The 19,480-nt window shown below is 62.5% G+C and carries 18 protein-coding genes and 1 pseudogene; 12 read left to right on the forward strand and 7 right to left on the reverse strand.

All coding sequences use genetic code 11. From position 1 onward, the window contains the following. Positions 1-113 precede the first annotated feature (113 nt). Positions 114-1,079 (forward strand): 2-oxoglutarate and iron-dependent oxygenase domain-containing protein, encoded by a 966-nt coding sequence (locus F8N66_RS18795; protein ID WP_150771626.1) that lies wholly within the window; start codon positions 114-116, stop codon positions 1,077-1,079. Between the two features lie 82 nt (positions 1,080-1,161). Then, positions 1,162-2,115 carry an adenosine deaminase gene (locus F8N66_RS18800; RefSeq protein WP_150771627.1) on the forward strand — a complete coding sequence of 318 codons (954 nt, stop codon included), beginning with the start codon at positions 1,162-1,164 and terminating at the stop codon, positions 2,113-2,115. A gap of 150 nt (positions 2,116-2,265) precedes the next feature. Here F8N66_RS18800 and F8N66_RS18805 read toward each other — a convergent pair whose 3' ends face one another. Then, on the reverse strand, positions 2,266-3,000 hold the full coding sequence (locus F8N66_RS18805; protein ID WP_150771628.1) for an ArsR/SmtB family transcription factor: 735 nt from the start codon (positions 2,998-3,000) through the stop codon (positions 2,266-2,268). Positions 3,001-3,313: 313 nt separating this feature from the next. Beyond that, positions 3,314-4,243 (reverse strand): LysR family transcriptional regulator, encoded by a 930-nt coding sequence (locus F8N66_RS18810; protein WP_150771629.1) that lies wholly within the window; start codon positions 4,241-4,243, stop codon positions 3,314-3,316. A gap of 117 nt (positions 4,244-4,360) precedes the next feature. Between F8N66_RS18810 and F8N66_RS18815 the strand changes: the two genes are divergently transcribed. From F8N66_RS18815 to F8N66_RS31535, 3 genes are all read left to right on the forward strand, one after another. Continuing rightward, the gene (locus F8N66_RS18815) at positions 4,361-4,654 is read left to right on the forward strand and encodes a putative quinol monooxygenase (RefSeq protein ID WP_150771630.1); all 294 of its coding nucleotides are present in this window, start codon (positions 4,361-4,363) and stop codon (positions 4,652-4,654) included. A gap of 31 nt (positions 4,655-4,685) precedes the next feature. Continuing rightward, positions 4,686-5,699 carry a zinc-binding alcohol dehydrogenase family protein gene (locus F8N66_RS18820; protein ID WP_150771631.1) on the forward strand — a complete coding sequence of 338 codons (1,014 nt, stop codon included), beginning with the start codon at positions 4,686-4,688 and terminating at the stop codon, positions 5,697-5,699. Between the two features lie 210 nt (positions 5,700-5,909). Further along, positions 5,910-6,080 (forward strand): hypothetical protein, encoded by a 171-nt coding sequence (locus tag F8N66_RS31535; protein WP_008066222.1) that lies wholly within the window; start codon positions 5,910-5,912, stop codon positions 6,078-6,080. Between the two features lie 7 nt (positions 6,081-6,087). Here F8N66_RS31535 and F8N66_RS18825 read toward each other — a convergent pair whose 3' ends face one another. After that, positions 6,088-7,284: a multidrug effflux MFS transporter gene (locus F8N66_RS18825; protein WP_150771632.1), complete on the reverse strand. Its 1,197-nt coding sequence runs from the start codon at positions 7,282-7,284 to the stop codon at positions 6,088-6,090. 92 nt (positions 7,285-7,376) lie between these two features. Next, a complete protein-coding gene (locus F8N66_RS18830; RefSeq protein ID WP_150771633.1) occupies positions 7,377-7,574 on the reverse strand; it encodes a heavy-metal-associated domain-containing protein in 198 nt (65 codons plus the stop codon). Between the two features lie 160 nt (positions 7,575-7,734). On the opposite strand from F8N66_RS18830, the gene F8N66_RS18835 reads away from it, so the two are divergent. The 3 genes from F8N66_RS18835 to cueR all read left to right on the forward strand — a co-directional run bounded on the left by F8N66_RS18835 (position 7,735) and on the right by cueR (position 11,113). Then, positions 7,735-8,118: a hypothetical protein gene (locus F8N66_RS18835; protein ID WP_150771634.1), complete on the forward strand. Its 384-nt coding sequence runs from the start codon at positions 7,735-7,737 to the stop codon at positions 8,116-8,118. A gap of 191 nt (positions 8,119-8,309) precedes the next feature. After that, entirely contained in the window at positions 8,310-10,700 is a 2,391-nt protein-coding gene (locus F8N66_RS18845; protein WP_150771635.1) for a heavy metal translocating P-type ATPase, read from the forward strand. Then, positions 10,700-11,113 (forward strand): Cu(I)-responsive transcriptional regulator, encoded by a 414-nt coding sequence (gene cueR / locus F8N66_RS18850; RefSeq protein WP_150771636.1) that lies wholly within the window; start codon positions 10,700-10,702, stop codon positions 11,111-11,113. Before F8N66_RS18845 ends, cueR begins: the two co-directional genes overlap by 1 nt. Positions 11,114-11,276: 163 nt before the next feature. Here the strand turns inward: cueR and F8N66_RS18855 are convergent, their stop codons facing one another. Beyond that, positions 11,277-12,170, reverse strand: a complete 894-nt coding sequence (locus F8N66_RS18855; protein WP_150771637.1) for a PA4780 family RIO1-like protein kinase — start codon at positions 12,168-12,170, stop codon at positions 11,277-11,279. 394 nt (positions 12,171-12,564) lie between these two features. On the opposite strand from F8N66_RS18855, the pseudogene F8N66_RS32160 reads away from it, so the two are divergent. Both F8N66_RS32160 and F8N66_RS32165 read left to right on the forward strand, forming a co-directional pair. Then, positions 12,565-13,653 (forward strand): annotated as a pseudogene (locus F8N66_RS32160) (cache domain-containing protein); the annotation flags it as partial. A 129-nt stretch (positions 13,654-13,782) separates the two neighbouring features. Continuing rightward, on the forward strand, positions 13,783-14,511 hold the full coding sequence (locus tag F8N66_RS32165) for a methyl-accepting chemotaxis protein (protein ID WP_371917492.1): 729 nt from the start codon (positions 13,783-13,785) through the stop codon (positions 14,509-14,511). Positions 14,512-14,639: 128 nt separating this feature from the next. On the opposite strand, the gene F8N66_RS18870 is transcribed toward F8N66_RS32165, so the two are convergent. Together F8N66_RS18870 and F8N66_RS18875 are read right to left on the reverse strand one after the other, a co-directional pair. Beyond that, on the reverse strand, positions 14,640-15,431 hold the full coding sequence (locus F8N66_RS18870) for an AraC family transcriptional regulator (protein WP_150771639.1): 792 nt from the start codon (positions 15,429-15,431) through the stop codon (positions 14,640-14,642). Between the two features lie 191 nt (positions 15,432-15,622). Next, the gene (locus F8N66_RS18875; RefSeq protein ID WP_150771640.1) at positions 15,623-16,900 is read right to left on the reverse strand and encodes an acetyl-CoA C-acetyltransferase; all 1,278 of its coding nucleotides are present in this window, start codon (positions 16,898-16,900) and stop codon (positions 15,623-15,625) included. A 244-nt stretch (positions 16,901-17,144) separates the two neighbouring features. On the opposite strand from F8N66_RS18875, the gene F8N66_RS18880 reads away from it, so the two are divergent. Together F8N66_RS18880 and F8N66_RS18885 are read left to right on the forward strand one after the other, a co-directional pair. Beyond that, positions 17,145-18,497, forward strand: coding sequence for a 3-oxoacyl-ACP reductase (locus F8N66_RS18880; RefSeq protein ID WP_150771641.1), 1,353 nt, complete (start codon positions 17,145-17,147; stop codon positions 18,495-18,497). A gap of 2 nt (positions 18,498-18,499) precedes the next feature. Further along, a complete protein-coding gene (locus F8N66_RS18885; protein ID WP_150771642.1) occupies positions 18,500-19,354 on the forward strand; it encodes a MaoC family dehydratase in 855 nt (284 codons plus the stop codon). Positions 19,355-19,480: the final 126 nt, after the last annotated feature.

Genomic DNA, 19,480 nt, shown 5'->3' on the forward strand with positions numbered 1-19,480 from the left:
AGCGGGCTTGCTCGCGAAGACCGGGCATCAGTCAACATCAATGTTGAAGACACACCGCTTTCGCGAGCAAGCCCGCTCCCACAATGGATTTCCAGCGATCATAAGGATTGCGCATGACCAGCCTTCCGATTATCGACATCGCCCCGCTCTACAGCGATGACGCACACGCCTGGCAAACCGTCGCCGGTCAAATCGACCACGCCTGCCGCGAATGGGGCTTTTTCTACATCAAGGGCCACCCGATTTCCGCCGCGCGCCTCGATGCGGTGCTCGACAGTGCCCGGCAGTTCTTCGCCCTGCCGGACGCCGAGAAGCTCAAGATCGACATCACCCAGACCCGCCATCATCGCGGCTACGGCGCGATTGCCACCGAGCAACTTGACCCCGGCAAGCCCAGCGACCTGAAGGAAACCTTCGACATGGGCCTGCACCTGCCGGCCAACCATCCCGAGGTGCTGGCGGAAAAACCCTTGCGCGGTCCCAACCGCCATCCATCGATGCCTGGCTGGGAAGCGCTGATGGAGCAGCACTACCTCGACATGCAAGGACTCGCGCAAACGCTGTTGCGGGCGATGACCCTGGCCCTGGGCATCGAGCGGGACTTCTTCGATTCGCGCTTCCATGAACCGGTCAGCGTGCTGCGGATGATTCATTACCCGCCTCGCCATACCGCCAGTTCCGCCGAGCAGCAAGGCGCCGGCGCCCACACGGACTACGGCTGCATCACTTTGCTCTACCAGGATGCCGCCGGCGGCCTGCAAGTCAGGAGCGTCAAAGGGCAGTGGATCGACGCGCCGCCAATCGACGGCACGTTCGTGGTCAATCTCGGCGACATGATGGCGCGCTGGAGCAACGACCGTTACCTGTCGACACCCCATCGGGTCATCAGTCCGCTGGGCGTGGATCGCTATTCCATGCCGTTCTTCGCCGAGCCGCACCCCGACACCCGCATCGAATGCCTGCCCGGCTGTCAGGATGAGCGGCATCCGGCGAAGTATCCGGGCACTACATGCGCCGAATTCCTGCTCTCGCGCTTCGCCGACACCTACGCTTATCGACGGGAACAGGAGGCGGTGTAATGAACCTTTCGGTCAGGTTTTGCCAATTGTTTGCGCTAGCACCTGTAGAATGCCCGTCATCTGCACCTGATGAGAAAAGCACATGTACGACTGGCTGAACGCACTGCCCAAGGCAGAACTGCACTTGCACCTGGAGGGTTCGCTGGAACCCGAGCTGCTGTTCGCCCTGGCCGAACGCAACAAGATCGCCCTGCCGTGGAGCGATGTCGAAACCCTGCGCAAGGCCTACGCCTTCAACAACCTGCAAGAATTTCTCGACCTCTACTACCAGGGCGCCGACGTGCTGCGCACTTCCCAGGATTTTTACGACCTGACCTGGGCTTACCTGCTGCGCTGCAAAGAACAGAACGTGATTCACACCGAACCGTTCTTCGACCCGCAGACCCACACCGACCGTGGCATCCCTTTCGAAGTGGTGCTCAACGGCATCGCCGCCGCCTTGAAGGACGGCGAGCAGCAACTGGGCATCACCAGCGGCCTGATCCTGAGTTTCCTGCGCCACTTGAGCGAAGAGCAGGCCGAGAAAACCCTCGACCAGGCGCTGCCGTTTCGCGAAGCGTTTGTCGCCGTCGGCCTGGACAGCTCGGAGATGGGTCACCCGCCGAGCAAATTCCAGCGGGTGTTCGACCGTGCCCGTGGCGAGGGCTTCCTGACCGTCGCCCACGCCGGTGAAGAAGGCCCGCCCGAGTACATCTGGGAAGCCCTCGACCTGCTGAAAATCCAGCGCATCGACCATGGTGTACGCGCCATTGAAGACGAGCGCCTGATGCAGCGCATCATCGACGAGCAGATCCCGCTGACCGTGTGCCCGCTGTCCAACACCAAGCTCTGCGTGTTCGATCACATGTCGCAGCACAACATTCTCGACATGCTCGAACGTGGCGTGAAAGTGACCGTGAATTCCGACGACCCGGCGTACTTCGGCGGCTACGTCACCGAGAACTTCCATGCGCTGCATGAGCATCTGGGCATGACCCAGGATCAGGCCAGGCGCCTGGCGCAGAACAGCCTGGATGCGCGGTTGGTGAAACCGTAAGAACGCAGACAATCTAATGTGGGAGCGGGCTTGCTCGCGAAGCGGTCAGCACATTCAACAACTCTGTTGACTGGCACACCGCTTTCGCGAGCAAGCCCGCTCCCACATTATTGATCGGCGTTCAGCTTGCCAGCATCTTGCTCACATTCTCTAAAGCGCCATTTCCAGCTCGGTCTCCTTGGCAAACCGGTGAATTTCACGCTGCCCCGACGCTGTCACCAGTAAAGCCCGGGAATCGCCGGGCAGGCTCAACCAGCCGGATTGCATGAACAACTGCAACAACGCCGCCCCCAGTGCCCCGCCCATGTGCGGGCGTCTTTCGCTCCAGTCGGGACACGCACACGCGGATTTGCCGTTGCGATGGGCCAGCGCCTGGATGAACACCCCCCGCGCCGCCAACTCGGTAGCGCCCTTGAGCGTAATCGTGACTCGCTGATCGAACTGTTCGATCCAGCCCGCTTCCACCAGGCGCTGGTACAGATCCGCGGCCAGCGTGCCGCCCAGGTGATCGTCACAAAGCCGGGCGCGCAACAGGGACGAGCGCCTGGCCAGGGGTTTGGCCAGCGGCGTGGTGTGCTTAAAAATTTCCGGAATGTCCTGGGGCTTGCTGGCCAGCGTCGCGCTGGCCAGTGCTTCGATCGCGGCACCGATTTCGGGGGCCGCCAGGCGGAAGAAGCGTTTGCGCCCACGGCTCTCGACTTTCACCAGACCACCTGCGGACAAACGCCCCAAGTGGGCGCTGGCCGAAGACGGTGACAGACCGGCCAACAGGGCCAGATCTTCAGCTTGCCGCGCAGAACCGTCCATCAAGGCCCACATCATTGCGCTGCGCTTCGGGTCTGCCAGTAAGGTGGCTATCTCGCTGATGCAAGGTGCATGTTCCATGAATTCACTCCCTGTTGAATCGTTTCGTCTACTGCTCGGAGAGATCTTGACCACAAAGGCGCAGTCGGCCAAGACGTGGAAACCGCCGCAAAGCCTGCAAAGCCATGGCCTACATCAGCCATCTCCGGACGAAGGTTGAAGAGGCCTGGCGATGGGTCATCAGATACGGTCGAATCCAGCGTGCTTGGCTATTGCGATTGACGGCGCTTACATGAGGCGAGCGCAAGTATAGGCGTGCCGACAATGGGTTCCTGCCATTTGCAAACCCTGGGTGTTGATAGTTCCTGAGGGAAATTTCGCTTTTTTCCTGCGACTAATGACCAGTTCCCTTAAAGCCCGGAAAATGCCTGCTCAACAACGCGCATCGGCTGGCAAGCATTTCCCGCAGAAGGTTCACCGGCTTACTCAATTGTGCGCGATGGGCGCACAACAAATTCAGCGGTGCGCGCTCGCACAGCAGCTCCGGCATCAGCACTGTCAGTCGACCGGCGAGCACATCGGCGGCCACATCGAGCCAGGATTTGTAGGCAATCCCGGCGCCCGCCACGGCCCACAGCCGCACGACATCCGCATCGTCGCTGAAACGATCACCGCTGACGGTCAGGCCGACCTCCCGTTTGCCGTCGTGGAAACTCCAATGATCGTGGACCCGACTGCCGAGCATAAACAGCAGGCAATTGTGCTGGGCCAATTGCTCCAGTTGTCGCGGCTCGCCATGCCGGGCCAGGTAACTGGGTGCCGCGCAGAGCACGCGCCGGTTTTGCGGGGCGATCGGCAATGCGACCAGGCTGGAGTCTTCGGGCTCGCCGTAGCGCAGGGCAATGTCCACCGGCTGGCGGAACAGATCGGCGATGCGGTCACCGAGCAACAAGCGCACGGTGAGTTGGGGGTGCTCGCGTTGAAACTCATCCAGCCAGGGCAATAGCAAGTTGCGACCGAAGTCAGATGGCGCCGACAACTGCAACACGCCGCTGACCTGATCCTGGCCACTGGCCAATAACCGCCGGCCCTCATCGAGGTTGCTCAGGGCCGCCCGGGCATATTCAAGAAACCCTTCGCCTTCGGCGGTCAGGCGCAGGCTGCGGGTCGAACGGGCGAGCAGGCGGGCGCCGAGTTGCTGTTCGATGCGTTTCAAGGCGGCACTGGCCACCGCCGCCGACATGTCCATACCCCGCGCGGCCGCCGACAGACTGCCCAGGTCCGCCGCCCGAACGAACAACTGCAAGTCATCGAATCGCAGCATCTTGAGCCTCGATTATCAAAAAAATATTGAAAGAGACTGCTCTTTTAGCGGGTTTTATCTTCATGAGAAATAGCTAATCATCTGCCCATCGAAATCAGCCCGTTCCCGGAGTCGTCCATGTCCCAGCCCTTCACCGCTATCGCCACCCTCATTGCCAAGCCCGGCCAGCAAGATGCCCTTGAACAGCACCTGCGGGCGCTGGTGGAGCCAACTCGCGCCGAAGCCGGTTGCGGGCAATACGACTTGCATCAAGACCTGGCCAACCCCCTGGCGTTCTACATGATTGAACACTGGAGCAGTGACGAAGCCCTGCAAGCCCACGATGCCAGTGCGCACATCCAGCATTTCCGCGCCCAGGCCGGAGACTTCCTGGAGCACTTTGAACTCAAGCGCCTGCGCACCCTCGCCTGATTTCTTCTCTACCTTATTCGCGGAGCCCTAGATGAAAGCCATTGCCTATTACACGTCCCTGCCGATCAGCGACGAACAAGCCCTGCAAGACATCGAACTGCCGGAGCCGGTCGCCGGCCCTCGCGACCTGCTGGTGGAGGTCAAGGCCATTTCGGTCAACCCGGTGGACACCAAGGTCCGCCAGAACGTCCAGCCTGAGGCCGGCGCCGCGAAAGTACTGGGCTGGGATGTGGCCGGCGTGGTTAAAGCGGTCGGCAGTGAAGTGACCCTGTTCAAGGCCGGCGACAAGGTGTTCTACGCCGGTTCCATCGCCCGCGCCGGCGGCAACAGCGAGCTGCACGTGGTGGATGAGCGGATCGTCGGCCATATGCCGAAAACCCTGGGCTTCGCCGAAGCGGCCGCCCTGCCGTTGACCGCCATCACCGCGTGGGAATTGCTCTTCGAGCGCCTGCAAGTACGTGAGGGTAAAAGCGATGAAGGCCAGAGCCTGTTGATCGTCGGGGCCGCCGGCGGTGTCGGTTCGATTCTCACGCAGCTGGCGAAACAGCTGACCGGACTGAAGGTCATCGGCACGGCTTCCCGTCCACAAACCCAGAGTTGGGTGAAGGAACTGGGCGCCGACCAGGTGATCGATCACAGCCAGCCGCTGAGCGAAGCACTCAAGCACGCGGGCATCCCGCAGGTGACCCACGTCGCCAGCCTGACCCAGACCGATCATCACCTCGATCAACTGGTCGAGGCACTGGCCCCACAGGGCAAGCTGGCGTTGATCGATGACCCGAAAGCCCTGGACGTGACCAAGCTCAAGCGCAAGAGCCTGTCGCTGCACTGGGAGTTCATGTACACCCGCTCGCTGTTCGAAACCGCGGACATGATCGAACAGCACAAACTGCTCAACCGCGTGGCACAGCTGATCGACGACGGGACATTGAAAACCACGGTCGGCGAACACTTCGGCACCATCAATGCGGCCAATTTGCGCCGTGCCCATGCCCTGCTGGAAAGCGGCAAATCCAAGGGCAAGATTGTGCTGGAAGGGTTCTAGGCGTCTGTAGGAGCTGGCGCAGCCTGCGATCTTTTCTGGCGGCAAAACCAGAATCAGAAGATCGCAGGCTTCGCCAGCTCCTACATTTTCATGCGATTTTTTTTGTTACAAACCGTCAGTCCGACAGTTACCTCTTGTCACAATAGCGATCGTATTCAGGACTACAATCGAAGCCTCTGCGAGACAATCTTTTACTTGAGGAGGTCAGTAATGAAGATCCTGATAAAAGAATTGGCAAAATCCCAGTGGCAGGTCCGCCTGGACCAGCATGCGGTCACGTTCCGCAGTGAAGCCGAAGCCCGTGCCTTCACCAATACCCTCGAAGCGCGCCTGCACGCGCCCCATCAGATTCCCGACCGTCAGCAACGCGCTGTCGGCTGACCCCTCCTCACACCTGGGCTTGCGCCAGTGCCCGGGCATTTTGCAAACGCCGGGTGAGCATCGCCACGCTCACCACCAGAACACCACACAGGCTGATGACCATGGCCATCGGCATGGCGCTGCCGTCGTGCAAAACCCCGACCAGTGCAGCGGCGCCGGCGGCCACGCTGAATTGCAGGCAACCGAGCATCGCCGAAGCACTGCCGGCCCGTGCGCCCTGGCCATTCATCGCGCAGGCCGAGGCGTTGGGCAGGATGCAGCCAAGGCTGGAAATGCAGACGAACAACGGAATCAGTAACGGCCAAAGCGCAACGGTATGCATCGCGCTGACAGCAAGCAGCGCAAGGCCAGCACCAAGATAAATCCACACGGTACGCGCCAGCAGGAAAGCCGGGCCACGCTTGGCCAACAGGCGAGCGTTGACCTGGGCCACCAGGATGAAACCGGCGGCATTGGCTCCAAAGAACCAGCCAAAATGCTCGGCCGGTACGCCGTAGAGTTTGATGAAGACGAACGGAGAACCCGCGATGTAGGAGAACATGCCGGCGATGGCGATGCCCCCGGTCAAGGCATGGCCGAGGTACACCGGGTCCGCGAGTAACCGGCCGTACTGACGCAACGCTCCGGACAACGGTTGGCGGGGTATATTGGCTGGCAGACTTTCCGGCAAGCCGAGGGCAACGGCCAATCCCGCCAGGGCGCTGAAACCGGTCAGCACCAGAAAGATCGACTGCCAACCCGTCGTGTTGACCAGCAAGCCACCGAGCATCGGCGCGAGAATCGGCGCCAGCCCCATCACCAGCATCAACTGCGAAAAGACTTTGGCCGACCCCACTGCATCGCATTTATCACTGACCACCGCCCGGGAAATCACCATCCCTGCACAGCCGCCCAGCGCCTGGATGAATCGCGCCGCGATCAGCCATTGCAGGTTGGGTGCATAAGCGCACGCCAATGAAGCCGCGGTAAACAGCCCGACACCGATCAACAGCGGAATGCGCCGACCGAAACGATCCGCCACCGGCCCGTAAGCCAGCTGGCCAATGGACAAGCCGAAGAAATACGCCGCCAGGGTCAGCTGAACATGCTGTTCGTCCGTACCGAAGGCCAGCGCCATGGCCGGGAACGCCGGCAAATAGAAATCGATCGCCAGCGGACCGAAAGCGCTCAAGGCGCCAAGAATGAGAATGGTACGGAAGTTCATCAGGCATCCAGTTGGGCAGAGGTCGGCAGCCCGACAGTCTAGCCGCGCCCGGACGCCTTGAACATTCCGATAGCTCGCTAACTATTAAAAAATCAGGCCAGCTTGACGCCGTAGCCCTCTTCGCTGATCAGCGCGATCACTTGATCCGGGGTCAGCGCCGACTCGACACCGACTTCTTTCGCCGCCAGGTCGACGCGCACGCTGGCCGCCGGATCCTTGGCCTGGACGGCCTGGGTGATGGCCCTGACGCAATGACCGCAAGACATGCCTTCAACATTGAACACTTGCATGGGACGACTCCTTTAATGAGGCTTTCGAGTGAGGTTGCCGGCAGTGTCGAGCTTGCCACCATGGCAAGGTCAAGTTCTGAAGTGATCTGCCGGGCTGGCAATCGGCGCCGCGCTCGGCCAAGCTGCGTGCATCAATGATTCGATCTCAGGAGATTCAGCCATGCGCTGGTCAGTTTTCAGCCTGTTTGGCCTGCTCGGCCTTTTCGCCGCCACGCCTTCGGCCCAAGCCGCCGGGGAAGACTACGGCGTGCTGATCATTTCCCGCGAGCGGCTGGAAGTCGCGACGAGTTGCGAGATCGGCGTGTACATCCACGACCAGCTGTCGGCGCGACTGTTCCAGGAGCAAAGCACCTCGTTCAACCTGCCACCGGGCAATGTCTCCTTGCGCCTCAAACTGCTGCCGGGCCAGGCGCCGGGCTGCAATCCGGGCATGCTGGCGCCGGGTTCGCAGGACATCACGCTGCGCGCGGGGGATGTGCAGAAGTACCGGATTGCGATGACACAGGAAGGGATGTACCTGAAGCGCGCGGGCTTGGGTTACTGACACAGATCCCCTGTGGGAGCGGGCTTGCTCGCGAAGAGGTCATATCAGTCGACATAGATGTTGAATGACACACCGCCTTCGCGAGCAAGCCCGCTCCCACATTTGACCTGCGACAATCAGCAGATGGGGGCTTGACCTTGCCAGCATGGCAAGGTTGATCCTGTAGACATCTTCTACAGGGAGTAAGCCCCATGTCTGAATCCACCACTTTCGATCTGCCGATTGCCGGCATGACCTGCGCCAGCTGCGCCGGGCGCGTCGAGCGTGCCTTGAGCAAAGTCATCGGCGCCAGCGCCGTCAGTGTCAACCTCGCCACGGAACAGGCGCGGGTCCAGGCGCCAACCGGCAGCTTGCCGGCCTTGATGGAGGCCGTGGAAAAGGCCGGCTACAGCGTGCCGCAGCAGAGCCTGGAGTTGAGCATCGAGGGCATGACCTGCGCGTCCTGCGTCGGCCGCGTCGAACGGGCGCTGGGCAAGGTGCCCGGGGTGAACAGCGTCAGCGTGAACCTGGCCAACGAACGCGCCCATCTGGAACTGCTCGGGCAGGTCGATGCGCAAAGCCTGATCGCCGCCGTGACCAGGGCCGGTTATACCGCCAGCGTCTGGCAAGCCGATCAACCCACAACCGACACTCAACAAACCCGCCTGCACCGCGAGCGCTGGGCCATGATCGCGGCCATCGTCCTCGCCCTGCCGCTGGTTCTGCCGATGCTGCTGCAACCGTTCGGCGTGCACTGGATGCTTCCGGCCTGGGCGCAATTCGCGCTGGCCACACCGGTGCAGTTCATCTTCGGCGCGCGGTTTTACGTCGCGGCGTGGAAAGCCGTGCGCGCCGGTGCCGGCAACATGGATTTGCTGGTCGCCCTGGGCACCAGCGCCGGGTATGGCTTGAGTATTTACGAATGGGCCACCGCCGCCGGCCGTATGCCGCACCTGTATTTCGAAGCCTCGGCCGTGGTCATCGCGTTGGTGTTGCTGGGCAAATACCTGGAAAGCCGCGCCAAGCGCCAGACCGCCAGCGCCATTCGCGCCCTGGAAGCCTTGCGCCCGGAGCGGGCGATTCAAGTGATTGACGGCCAGGAACGGGACGTCGCCATCAGCGCCCTGCGCCTCAATGATCTGGTGCTGGTCAAACCCGGCGAACGCTTCCCGGTGGATGGCGAGGTGATCGACGGCCAGAGCCACGCCGACGAAGCCTTGATCAGCGGCGAAAACCTGCCGGTCCCCAAGCAGCCCGGCGATACCGTCACCGGCGGCGCAATCAATGGCGAAGGCCGGTTGCTGGTTCGTACGCAGGCGCTTGGCGCGGAAACGGTGCTGGCGCGGATCATTCGCCTGGTGGAAGACGCTCAGGCCGCCAAGGCACCGATCCAGAAACTGGTGGATAAAGTCAGCCAGGTCTTCGTCCCGGTGGTCCTGCTGCTGGCCCTGGCCACGTTGATCGGCTGGTGGCTGTACGGCGCGCCCCTGGAAACGGCGCTGATCAATGCCGTCGCGGTGCTGGTGATCGCCTGCCCTTGCGCACTGGGCCTGGCCACGCCAACGGCGATCATGGCCGGCACTGGGGTAGCCGCGCGCTACGGCATTCTGATCAAGGACGCCGAAGCGCTGGAACGTGCCCGCGACGTCAGCGCGGTGGTGTTCGACAAGACCGGCACCCTGACGTCAGGCACCCCGCGCATCGCCCATTTGAGCGCCATCGACGGTGACGAAGCCACCCTGCTGAAATTGGCTGGCGCCCTGCAGCGCGGCAGTGAGCACCCGCTGGCCAAGGCGGTGCTGGATGCCTGTAACGAGCGCGGTTTGACGGTGGCCGATGTCACCGACAGCCAGTCCCTGACCGGACGCGGGATTGCCGGGAGCCTGGACGGTCGGCGGCTGGCCTTGGGCAATCGGCGTCTGCTGCAAGAGAGCGGATTGAGCGCAGGTGAATTGGCCGGTTCGGCAACGGCCTGGGAAACCGAGGGCCGGACGCTGTCCTGGCTGATCGAGCAAAGCCCCGTTCCCCGCGTACTGGGCCTGTTCGCTTTCGGCGACACCCTCAAGCCGGGCGCGTTGCAAGCGGTGCAACAACTCAACGCACGCCACATCAGCAGTCACCTGCTCACCGGCGATAACCGTGGCAGTGCCAAAGTGGTGGCCGATGCCTTGGGCATCACCCACGTGTACGCCGAAGTACTGCCGGCTGACAAGGCCGCCGAAGTGGCCGCGCTGAAAAAAACCGGTGGGGTGGCGATGGTCGGGGACGGCATCAACGATGCGCCGGCACTGGCGGCGGCCGACATCGGCATTGCCATGGGCGGCGGCACCGACGTGGCCATGCACGCCGCCGGGATCACCCTGATGCGCGGTGATCCGCGCCTGGTGCCGGCGGCGCTGGAGATCAGCCGCAAGACCTACGCGAAGATCCGGCAAAACCTGTTCTGGGCCTTCGTTTACAACCTGATCGGCATTCCACTGGCGGCCTTCGGTTTCCTCAACCCGGTGCTGGCCGGCGCGGCGATGGCGCTGTCGAGTGTGAGCGTGGTGAGCAATGCGCTACTGTTGAAAACCTGGAAGCCCAAGGACCTGGAGGACAACTGATGAACATCGGCCAAGCGGCCCGCCACAGCGGCCTGAGCGCAAAGATGATCCGTTATTACGAATCCATCGGCCTGCTCAGGGCGGCCCATCGCACGGACAGCGGTTATCGGGTGTATGGCGACGACGACCTGCACACCCTGGCGTTCATCAAGCGCTCCCGGGACCTGGGGTTTTCCCTGGAAGAGGTCGGCAAACTGTTGACGCTCTGGCAGGATCGCCAGCGGGCCAGCGCCGATGTGAAGGCATTGGCCCGGCAGCATATCGATGAACTGAACCGCAAGATCCGCGAACTGGGCCAGTTGCGCGATACGTTGCAGGACCTGGTCGAGCATTGCCAGGGGGATCATCGGCCTGATTGTCCGATTCTGAAGAATCTGGCGTCGGGGTGTTGTGCCGAGCCGGTGCGCACCTGACTGAACGCCTTACCCTGTGGGAGCGGGCTTGCTCGCGAAGAGGTCGTATCAGTCGACATAGATGTTGAATGACACACCGCCTTCGCGAGCAAGCCCGCTCCCACATGGGATTTGTGGGGGCATGAAAAAACCGGCCGAAGCCGGTTTTTTTTCGATCAACCGATCACTGCATCCAGGGCGGAGGCGGTTCTTCGGTTTTGCCCGGTGGCGCGTCATCCGCCGCACGGGCCGCTTGCTTGCGCTCTTCGTCCAGGCGTGCGGCCTCGATCTCGCGCATGATGCCGCCGACGTCCGCCAACTCTTCCGGCTCGTCGAACTCGCCGGTCAGGACACTGGCCGGGTGCAACGTACCCGCCTCGTACAGCGCCCACATTTCCTTGGCGTAGCGGGTCTTCTTCAACTCCGGCGCGAAACGCCCGAAGTAGGACGCCATGTTGCCCACGTCCCGCTCCAGCATGCTGAACGCGTGGTTGTTGCCCGCCGCGTCCACCGCTTGCGGCAAGTCGATGATCACCGGCCCCGTCGGCGTCAGCAGCACGTTGAACTCGGACAGGTCACCGTGCACCAGGCCGGTACACAGCATCAGCACGATCTGCGAAATCAGGAAGGCGTGATATTCGCGCGCCTGATCCGGTTCCAGCACCACGTCGTTCAGGCGCGGCGCGGCATCGCCGTACTCGTCCGCCACCAGTTCCATCAGCAGCACGCCTTCGAGGAAGTCGTACGGCTTTGGCACCCGCACACCGGCGCTGGCCAGGCGGAACAGCGCCGCCACTTCGGCGTTCTGCCAGGCGTCTTCGGTTTCCTTGCGGCCAAACTTGGAGCCCTTGGCCATGGCCCGGGCCTGACGGCTGTTGCGCACCTTGCGGCCTTCCTGATACTCGGCCGCCTGACGAAAACTGCGTTTGTTCGCCTCCTTGTAGACCTTCGCGCAACGTAACTGGTTACCGCAGCGCACCACGTAAACAGCTGCTTCTTTGCCACTCATGAGTGGGCGCAGCACCTCGTCGACCAGACCGTCCTCGATCAGGGGTTCAATGCGTTTTGGAGTCTTCATCAGCTTTTATTGTGGGTCCTTTATTACCAAACACGCGAAAGTCATTCGTTATACGGCAATCCATCCATTCGGGGGAGGGGTTGCCGACCTATGAACATTGCCGATGCACACAATGTGCCGGTTTCATCACGAAAACCGGCGATCCGGCAGCGGTGGCGCAGGATCACAGAAGCGTCACCGGCCACCCGCTGATTACAGGATATTTCCAAACAGCCCTCAATTTCCGGCGGCAACAGCCGAAGTCCTTAGTGACAGACTGATTTGTCCGACAATCGTTTCCCAAAAAATAACGATGCCGCACTCATGGATCCTGGGTGAACACCAACGTTTACGGCTGCCAATAAACCGCGAGTCATCTGCACTGCGTGGGCCTACAAGAAAATCTGGAGCGCGGATGAACATCAAACAGAAGTTGACCTGGGCGTTTGCAATCATCGCCTGCTTGCCCGTGGTGCTGGTCGCCACCCTCGTTGTGCTGAACTTGCGCAGTGATGCCAAGGACGAATTCGTCGACAACAGCGGTCGCGAAATCCGTCAGGTCAGCAATGCCATGCAACTGTTCTTCGACGGCATCAGCCAGAACGTCGAATACCTGGCCAAACAACCGCTGATCACCAACTCCGACGACAGCCTCAAGACCTACATGGCTGCCAACGCCGCCAGCATTCCCCAGGGCGAGACGGACAAAAAAGTCTTCGCCTTCCTGCAGGACCTGGGCAACGCCCATCCGTCCTACGCCTACGCCATCCTCGGCACCGCCGCCGGTGGCTATGTGTCGTGGCCGGACGATGCCAAGCTCGCCAACTACGACCCGCGCCAGCGTCCGTGGTACAAGGCGGCCCAGGCCAAGCCGGGCAAACCGTTCCGTACCGAGGCCTACTACTGGGCCGAAAACGATACGTCCTACGTCAGCACCGTACGCACCATCGACAACAAGCTGGGCACCAACGGCGGCGTGGTCAGCATCGACGTGTCGCTCAAGCAGCTCACCGAACTGGTCAAACAGATCAAGCTTGGCGAAACCGGCTACCTGATGCTGCTGGAAAACTCCGGCACCGTACTGGTCGATCCGAAGCAACCGGAACACAACTTCAAGGCCCTGGGCAGCCTCGGCGACGGTTATGCACAACTGGCCAAGGCCGGCAAAGGCCTGGTCGAAGTCGAACTCAACGGCGAGCGCTACATGGCCAACGTCTGGCCGTCCGAGCAATTGGGCTGGACCTTCATCGGCCTGATCAAACAAAGCGACGTGATGAGCACCGCGACCCAGCTGACCTGGTTGATCGCGATCATCGCGGCCGTGCTGGCCGTGGTCTTCGCCATCGTCGGCGCCAGCTTCGCCAGCGTCATCGTGCGCCCGATCCGCAGCGTGGCCGACGGCCTGGAAGGCATCGCCCAGGGTGAAGGCGACCTGACCAAGAACCTGCACGTACGTGGCAGCGACGAAACCGCGCAACTGGCCAACTGGTTCAACCAGTTCCTGACCGCGATTCGTAACCTGATCCAGAGCATCGGCGGTGCCGCGACCAAGATCCTGGCCACCTCCAAAAGCTCGACCCAGGTCTCCAGCGACATGGCCGAAGCCGCCGGGCGCCAGCGTGAAGCGGTGGACATGGTGTCCACGGCCTTCCACGAAATGGTCGCCACCGCCAACGAAGTGGCGCGCTCCTGCAGCCAGGCCGCCGAGTCGGCCGACAGTGGCCAGCGCCAGGCCCGCGAAGGCCAGCAACAGATCGATGCCGCCGTGAGCAGCGTGGATCGCCTGAGCCAGGAAATCGAACAGTCGGCCCAGTCGATGCAACAGCTGGAACGCGACAGCAATGACATTCAGTCGATCCTGGGCACCATTCGCTCGATCGCCGAACAAACCAACCTGCTGGCGCTGAACGCGGCCATTGAAGCGGCGCGTGCCGGCGAGCAGGGCCGCGGTTTTGCGGTGGTGGCGGACGAGGTGCGGGCACTGGCCAAGCGCACGGCCGATTCCACCGCGGAAATCGACGGGCTGCTGGGCAACCTGGCCAAGCGCACCAGCCAGGTGACGCAGCAGATGCACGCCAGCCTGGAAGTGTCGCAACAATCGGTGACACGCATCGGCGAAGCACGCAGCAGCTTCGGGCAGATTCGCGAATCGGTGGACGTGATCCGCGACATGAACACCCAGATCGCCACGGCAGCGGAACAACAGCACCAGGTGGCCGAAGACATCAACCGGCACATCAGCCAGATCCATGGCGATGCGCAATTGGTGGCGGAGCTGGCGAACTCGGCGCGACTGGATTCCCAGAGCCTGGCCGGGTTGTCGAATGAGCTGGATGGGTTGGTGCGCCGGTTCCGTACCTGATATCAGCAACACCCCATTTCAAACGGTGGGAGCGGGCTTGCTCGCGAAGACGGTACACCAGTCAACATCATTCTTGACTGACACACCGCCTTCGCGAGCAAGCCCGCTCCCACATGGGTTCTGTGGTGTTACTGCCGAAACAACTCCCCCGGCGTAAACCCGAACAGGCCTTTGAACGCCGCAATAAACGCCGACGTCGAGTCGTACCCGCAAGCCAGCGCGGCATTGGTCACGCTGTCCCCTTCCTCCAGCAGACTCAGCGACGACAACAACCGCATACGCTGGCGCCAGCCACGAAAGCTCAACCCGGTTTCGCGCTGGAACAGGCGCATCAGGGTTTTCTCCGACATGCCCAAGCGCCCGGCCCATTCCTGCAACGTCACGTTGTGCTCGGGATTTTCGATCAGCTCGTTGCACAAACCCAGCAACCGTTCATGGCGCGGCAACGGGAGGGAGAATCCGACTTCCGGCAACGTCGCCAACTGATCGAGCAGCACACTCACCATTCGCGCTTCCGGGCTATCGCCCTGTGGATATTCCACCGGCAGCTGGCAAAAGCGCTTGATCAGTTCCCGGGCCAGCGGCGTCACTTCCAGCACCCGGCAGCGACCGTCCGCCCATTGGCAATCCTCGCGCCGCACATACAGGCTGCGCATTTCGGCGCGCATCGAGGTCACGACCTGATGTTCGAGATCCGCCGGAATCCAGATCCCCCACTGCGGCGGCGCGAAGAAACTGCCCTCGGCGGTGTGCACGCCGAGCACGCCGCTGATGGCGTAGGAAAACTGCACCCAGTCGTGGTGGTGGGACGGTGTCCATGAACCGGCGTTGAGGCTCTCTACACGGGCGTAAAGCGGGCGCGGCAGCGTTGTGATGGGCGGGATGCTGCGTTCGAGGGAGACTTGTCCGTTAGACGGCATTGACTGGCCTTGTGTGGCGGGACGGCTGATGGGGCGACGCTAAGCCATGTCCCGAATCAATTCAACACCGACAATCCCTCTGTGGGAGCGGGCTTGCTCGCGAAGGCGATTTTTCAGACACATCAATGTTGAATGTACGGCCGCTTTCGCGAGCAAGCCCGCTCCCACAGGTTTCTCACAACATTCAGAATTTAGCGTTCAATGATCGCGGTCACCCCCTGACCACCCGCCGCGCAGATTGAGACAAGCCCCCGCCCCTTCCCCGCCGCCTCCAGCAACTTCGCCAAATTGGCCACGATTCGCCCACCCGTGGCCGCGAACGGATGCCCCGCCGCCAACGAGCTGCCCTTGACGTTAAGCCGGCTGCGATCAATCGAGCCCAGCGGTGCGTCGAGACCCAGGCGGGTCTTGCAATATTCGGGATCCTCCCAGGCCTTCAATGTGCACAGCACTTGCGCGGCGAAGGCTTCGTGAATTTCGTAGTAGTCGAAGTCCTGCAGGCTCAGGCCGTTGCGCGCCAGCAAACGCGGCACGGCATACACCGGCGCCATCAACAGGCCTTCGGCACCGTTGACGAAATCCACCGCTGCCGCCTCACCGTCGCGCAGGTAGGCGAGGATCGGCAAGCCGCGCTCCTTCGCCCATGCCTCGCTGCCCAGCAGCACCAGCGACGCGCCATCGGTCAGCGGCGTGGAGTTGCCGGCGGTCAGGGTGCCCTTGGCACTTTTCTCGAACGCGGTTTTCAGCGAGGCGAGTTTTTCCAGGGTCAGGTCCGGGCGCAGGTTGTTGTCCCGGGTCAGGCCCAGGTACGGCGTCATCAAGTCGTTGTGCCAGCCCTGCGAATAGGACGCGGCCAGTTTCTGATGACTTTCCAGTGCCAGTTGGTCCTGCGCTTCACGGGGAATGTTCCAGGTCTGCGCCATCAACTCGCAGTGCTGGCCCATGGACAAACCGGTGCGCGGTTCGCCGTTGCGCGGGAACTCTGGAATCAGGTGCCGGGGGCGCAGTTGCAGGAAGGTTTTCAACTTGTCGCCGGTGCTCTTGGCGCGGTTGGCTTGCAGCAGGATTTTGCGCAGGCCCTCGCTGACACTGATCGGCGCATCGGAGGTGGTGTCGACGCCACCGGCGATGCCGCACTCGATCTGGCCCAGGGCAATCTTGTTCGCCACCAGCAATGCGGCTTCCAGCCCCGTGCCACAGGCCTGCTGGATGTCATAGGCCGGCGTCGAGGGCGATAGCCGCGAACCGAGCACGCACTCGCGGGTCAGGTTCATGTCCCGCGACAGCTTGAGCACCGCCCCCGCGACCACCTCGCCGATGCGCAGGCCGTGCAGGTTGTAGCGTTCGATCAAGCCTTCGAGCGCGGCGGTGAGCATGTCCTGGTTGCTGGCGGTGGCGTACGGTCCGTTGGAACGGGCGAAGGGAATCCGGTTACCGCCGATGATCGCGACGCGGCGCAGTTGAGTCATGAAACGCTCCTGATGAATACCTGAAAGTTGAGCCGATCCCTGGTAGGAGCTGCCGCAGGCTCGGGCCGCGTTCGGACGATCTTTTGATTTTGAGTTTTAAGACCAGGATCAAAAGATCTTCCGAACGCGGCCCGAGCCTTCGGCAGCTCCTACAATGATCAAGCGTAGGCCTTATCTCGTGGATCGAACGACTGATCGCCATTGATGGTCCACACTTTGAACCCCAGCTGCTGGAGCGCGTTCCATGTCTGACCGCTATATCGACTTCGCCAATTCGTCCATCGGCCATCGCCTGGTCGGGGCCTTGGGCCTGCCTTCACCGGTCCGCCTGGAACGCTGGCAGGCCGGCCGGCTGCGTCCGGTCGAGGGCGCGTTGCTGATCGGTGGCGGGCCGCTGGCGCAGAACGTCAGCGCGTTTGCCCACCGTCTGACTGATGCGATCTACCGCTACGGCGGCGACCCTTCGATGGCGACGGCGTGGATTCCCGGCCACGGCCCGAAACTCAAGGCCGTGGTGTTCGATGCCAGCGATCTGTTGCAGACCGACCCGCTCAAACAGCTGCGCGAGTTCTTCCAGCCCCTGATGAAGAACCTCGACCACTGCGCGCACCTGGTGATTCTGGGGCGTGACCCGCAGACCTTGACCGACCCGTTCGCCGCCAGTGCCCAACGCGCCCTGGAGGGTTTCAGCCGTTCGCTGGCCAAGGAACTGCGCAGCGGCGGCACCTTGCAACTGATCTATGTCGGCGAGGGTGCCGACGATCAACTCGAAGGCCCACTGCGTTTTTTCCTCTCGCCCAAAAGCGCGTTCGTCTCCGGGCAGGTCATTCGGCTGAACGCCTGCGACACCCAGGTCACCGACTGGACCCGTCCGCTGGCCGGGCGCAAGGCGCTGGTCACTGGCGCGGCTCGCGGCATCGGCGCCGCCATTGCCGAAACCCTGGCCCGCGACGGCGCCGAGGTCATCCTGCTCGACGTCCCACCGGCGAAAAACGATCTCGATGCGCTCGCCGCACGCCTGGGCGGGCGCAGCGTCACCCTGGACATCTGCGCCGAAGACGCCGCCACGCAACTGGTCGAACAGTTGCCCGACGGCATCGATATCGTGGTGCACAACGCCGGCATCACCCGGGATAAAACCCTGGCCAACATGACCCCGGATTTCTGGGACGCGGTGCTCGCGGTCAACCTCAACGCCCCGCAAGTGCTGACCAAGGCCCTGCTCGACAGCGGCACGCTACGGGACAACGGCCGGGTGATTCTGCTGGCCTCGATCAGCGGCATCGCCGGCAACCGCGGGCAAACCAACTACGCGGCGAGCAAGGCCGGGCTGATCGGTCTTGCTCAAGCCTGGGCGCCGTCATTGCAGGAACGGGGTATCAGCATCAACGCGGTGGCCCCCGGTTTTATCGAAACCCGGATGACCGCACGGGTGCCCTTCGGCCTGCGCGAAGCCGGGCGCCGCATGAGTTCGCTGGGCCAGGGCGGCCTGCCGCAGGACGTCGCCGAAGCGGTGGCGTGGCTGGCGCAACCGGGCACGGGCGCGTTCACCGGGCAGGCTTTGCGCGTCTGCGGGCAAAGCGTTCTGGGGGCTTAGGCATGACGACTGACTGGCACACATTGCCTCGCGAACCCGGCCTGCCGGCGCTGTATGTGAAGGCCGCGACCCGCCGCAAAATCACCGGCAGCACCCTGCCTGACTCGGGACTGCGCTGCTGGGTCGAGGTCGACCCCGAACGCCTGGCGGCCTACCGCACCGTCTGCGGATTCGCTGACAACAGCCTGCTGCCACCGACCTATCCACACATCCTCGCCTTCGCCTTGCAGATGCAGTTGCTCACGGCCAGGGACTTTCCGTTCCCGCTGCTGGGGCTGATTCACCTGAGCAATCGCCTTCGTGTGTTGCGGCCCATGGGTGGGCTCAATCGGGTGCGGGTCAGCGTGCAGGTGCAGAATCTGCAACCCCATGCCAAGGGGGCGACGTTCGATCTGGTCACGACGCTGGATGATCAGTTGGGGACGCTGTGGGAGGCCGAAAGCCAGATGCTCTGTCGCGGGGTCAAGCTTGAGGGCGACCCCGTCGAAGACGGACTGGCCTCGACGCTGGCGCTGACCCAGGTCGCGCAATGGAAAGCGCCTTCGGACATCGGTCGCCGGTACGCGAAAGTCTCCGGCGACTACAACCCGATTCACTTGAGTGCGGCCAGCGCCCGACTGTTCGGCTTTCCATCGGCCATCGCCCATGGCTTGTGGAACAAGGCCCGCACCCTCGCCGCGCTGGCGGATCATTTGCCGGCGGCGAACATCGAGATCGCGGTGCAATTCAGGAAACCGGTGCGCCTGCCCTGCGAAGTGGCATTGCTGGCCAGCGCGGCGGGATCGAGCGGGGATTTGCAGTTGATCGGGGCCGGGGATCTGGAACACATGGTGGGGCATTGGCGGCCGGTGGCCTGATCGTAAGACATGGGAAATTATGTTGTCTGTCCGATCGCCTTCGCGAGCAAGCCCGCTCCCACACGGGTCTTGTGTACACCGATCCAGTGTGGGAGCGGGCTTGCTCGCGAAGAACGATTACGCGGC

This window comes from Pseudomonas fluorescens, from assembly GCF_902498195.1.
Classification (GTDB): Bacteria; Pseudomonadota; Gammaproteobacteria; order Pseudomonadales; family Pseudomonadaceae; genus Aquipseudomonas; species Aquipseudomonas fluorescens_BU.

What these genes read in the sequence shown, in the direction of transcription:
- F8N66_RS18845 (WP_150771635.1), top strand. Translation starts at nt 8,310, where the DNA reads ATGTCTGAATCCACCACTTTCGATCTGCCGATTGCCGGCATGACCTGC.
- F8N66_RS18795 (WP_150771626.1), top strand. Translation starts at nt 114, where the DNA reads ATGACCAGCCTTCCGATTATCGACATCGCCCCGCTCTACAGCGATGAC.
- F8N66_RS32165 (WP_371917492.1), top strand. Translation starts at nt 13,783, where the DNA reads ATGGTGTCCACGGCCTTCCACGAAATGGTCGCCACCGCCAACGAAGTG.
- F8N66_RS18825 (WP_150771632.1), bottom strand. Translation starts at nt 7,284, where the DNA reads ATGAACTTCCGTACCATTCTCATTCTTGGCGCCTTGAGCGCTTTCGGT.
- F8N66_RS18855 (WP_150771637.1), bottom strand. Translation starts at nt 12,170, where the DNA reads ATGAAGACTCCAAAACGCATTGAACCCCTGATCGAGGACGGTCTGGTC.
- F8N66_RS18800 (WP_150771627.1), top strand. Translation starts at nt 1,162, where the DNA reads ATGTACGACTGGCTGAACGCACTGCCCAAGGCAGAACTGCACTTGCAC.
- F8N66_RS18805 (WP_150771628.1), bottom strand. Translation starts at nt 3,000, where the DNA reads ATGGAACATGCACCTTGCATCAGCGAGATAGCCACCTTACTGGCAGAC.
- F8N66_RS18875 (WP_150771640.1), bottom strand. Translation starts at nt 16,900, where the DNA reads ATGACTCAACTGCGCCGCGTCGCGATCATCGGCGGTAACCGGATTCCC.
- F8N66_RS18880 (WP_150771641.1), top strand. Translation starts at nt 17,145, where the DNA reads ATGTCTGACCGCTATATCGACTTCGCCAATTCGTCCATCGGCCATCGC.
- F8N66_RS18870 (WP_150771639.1), bottom strand. Translation starts at nt 15,431, where the DNA reads ATGCCGTCTAACGGACAAGTCTCCCTCGAACGCAGCATCCCGCCCATC.
- F8N66_RS18810 (WP_150771629.1), bottom strand. Translation starts at nt 4,243, where the DNA reads ATGCTGCGATTCGATGACTTGCAGTTGTTCGTTCGGGCGGCGGACCTG.
- F8N66_RS18885 (WP_150771642.1), top strand. Translation starts at nt 18,500, where the DNA reads ATGACGACTGACTGGCACACATTGCCTCGCGAACCCGGCCTGCCGGCG.
- F8N66_RS31535 (WP_008066222.1), top strand. Translation starts at nt 5,910, where the DNA reads ATGAAGATCCTGATAAAAGAATTGGCAAAATCCCAGTGGCAGGTCCGC.
- F8N66_RS18815 (WP_150771630.1), top strand. Translation starts at nt 4,361, where the DNA reads ATGTCCCAGCCCTTCACCGCTATCGCCACCCTCATTGCCAAGCCCGGC.
- cueR (WP_150771636.1), top strand. Translation starts at nt 10,700, where the DNA reads ATGAACATCGGCCAAGCGGCCCGCCACAGCGGCCTGAGCGCAAAGATG.
- F8N66_RS18830 (WP_150771633.1), bottom strand. Translation starts at nt 7,574, where the DNA reads ATGCAAGTGTTCAATGTTGAAGGCATGTCTTGCGGTCATTGCGTCAGG.
- F8N66_RS18835 (WP_150771634.1), top strand. Translation starts at nt 7,735, where the DNA reads ATGCGCTGGTCAGTTTTCAGCCTGTTTGGCCTGCTCGGCCTTTTCGCC.
- F8N66_RS18820 (WP_150771631.1), top strand. Translation starts at nt 4,686, where the DNA reads ATGAAAGCCATTGCCTATTACACGTCCCTGCCGATCAGCGACGAACAA.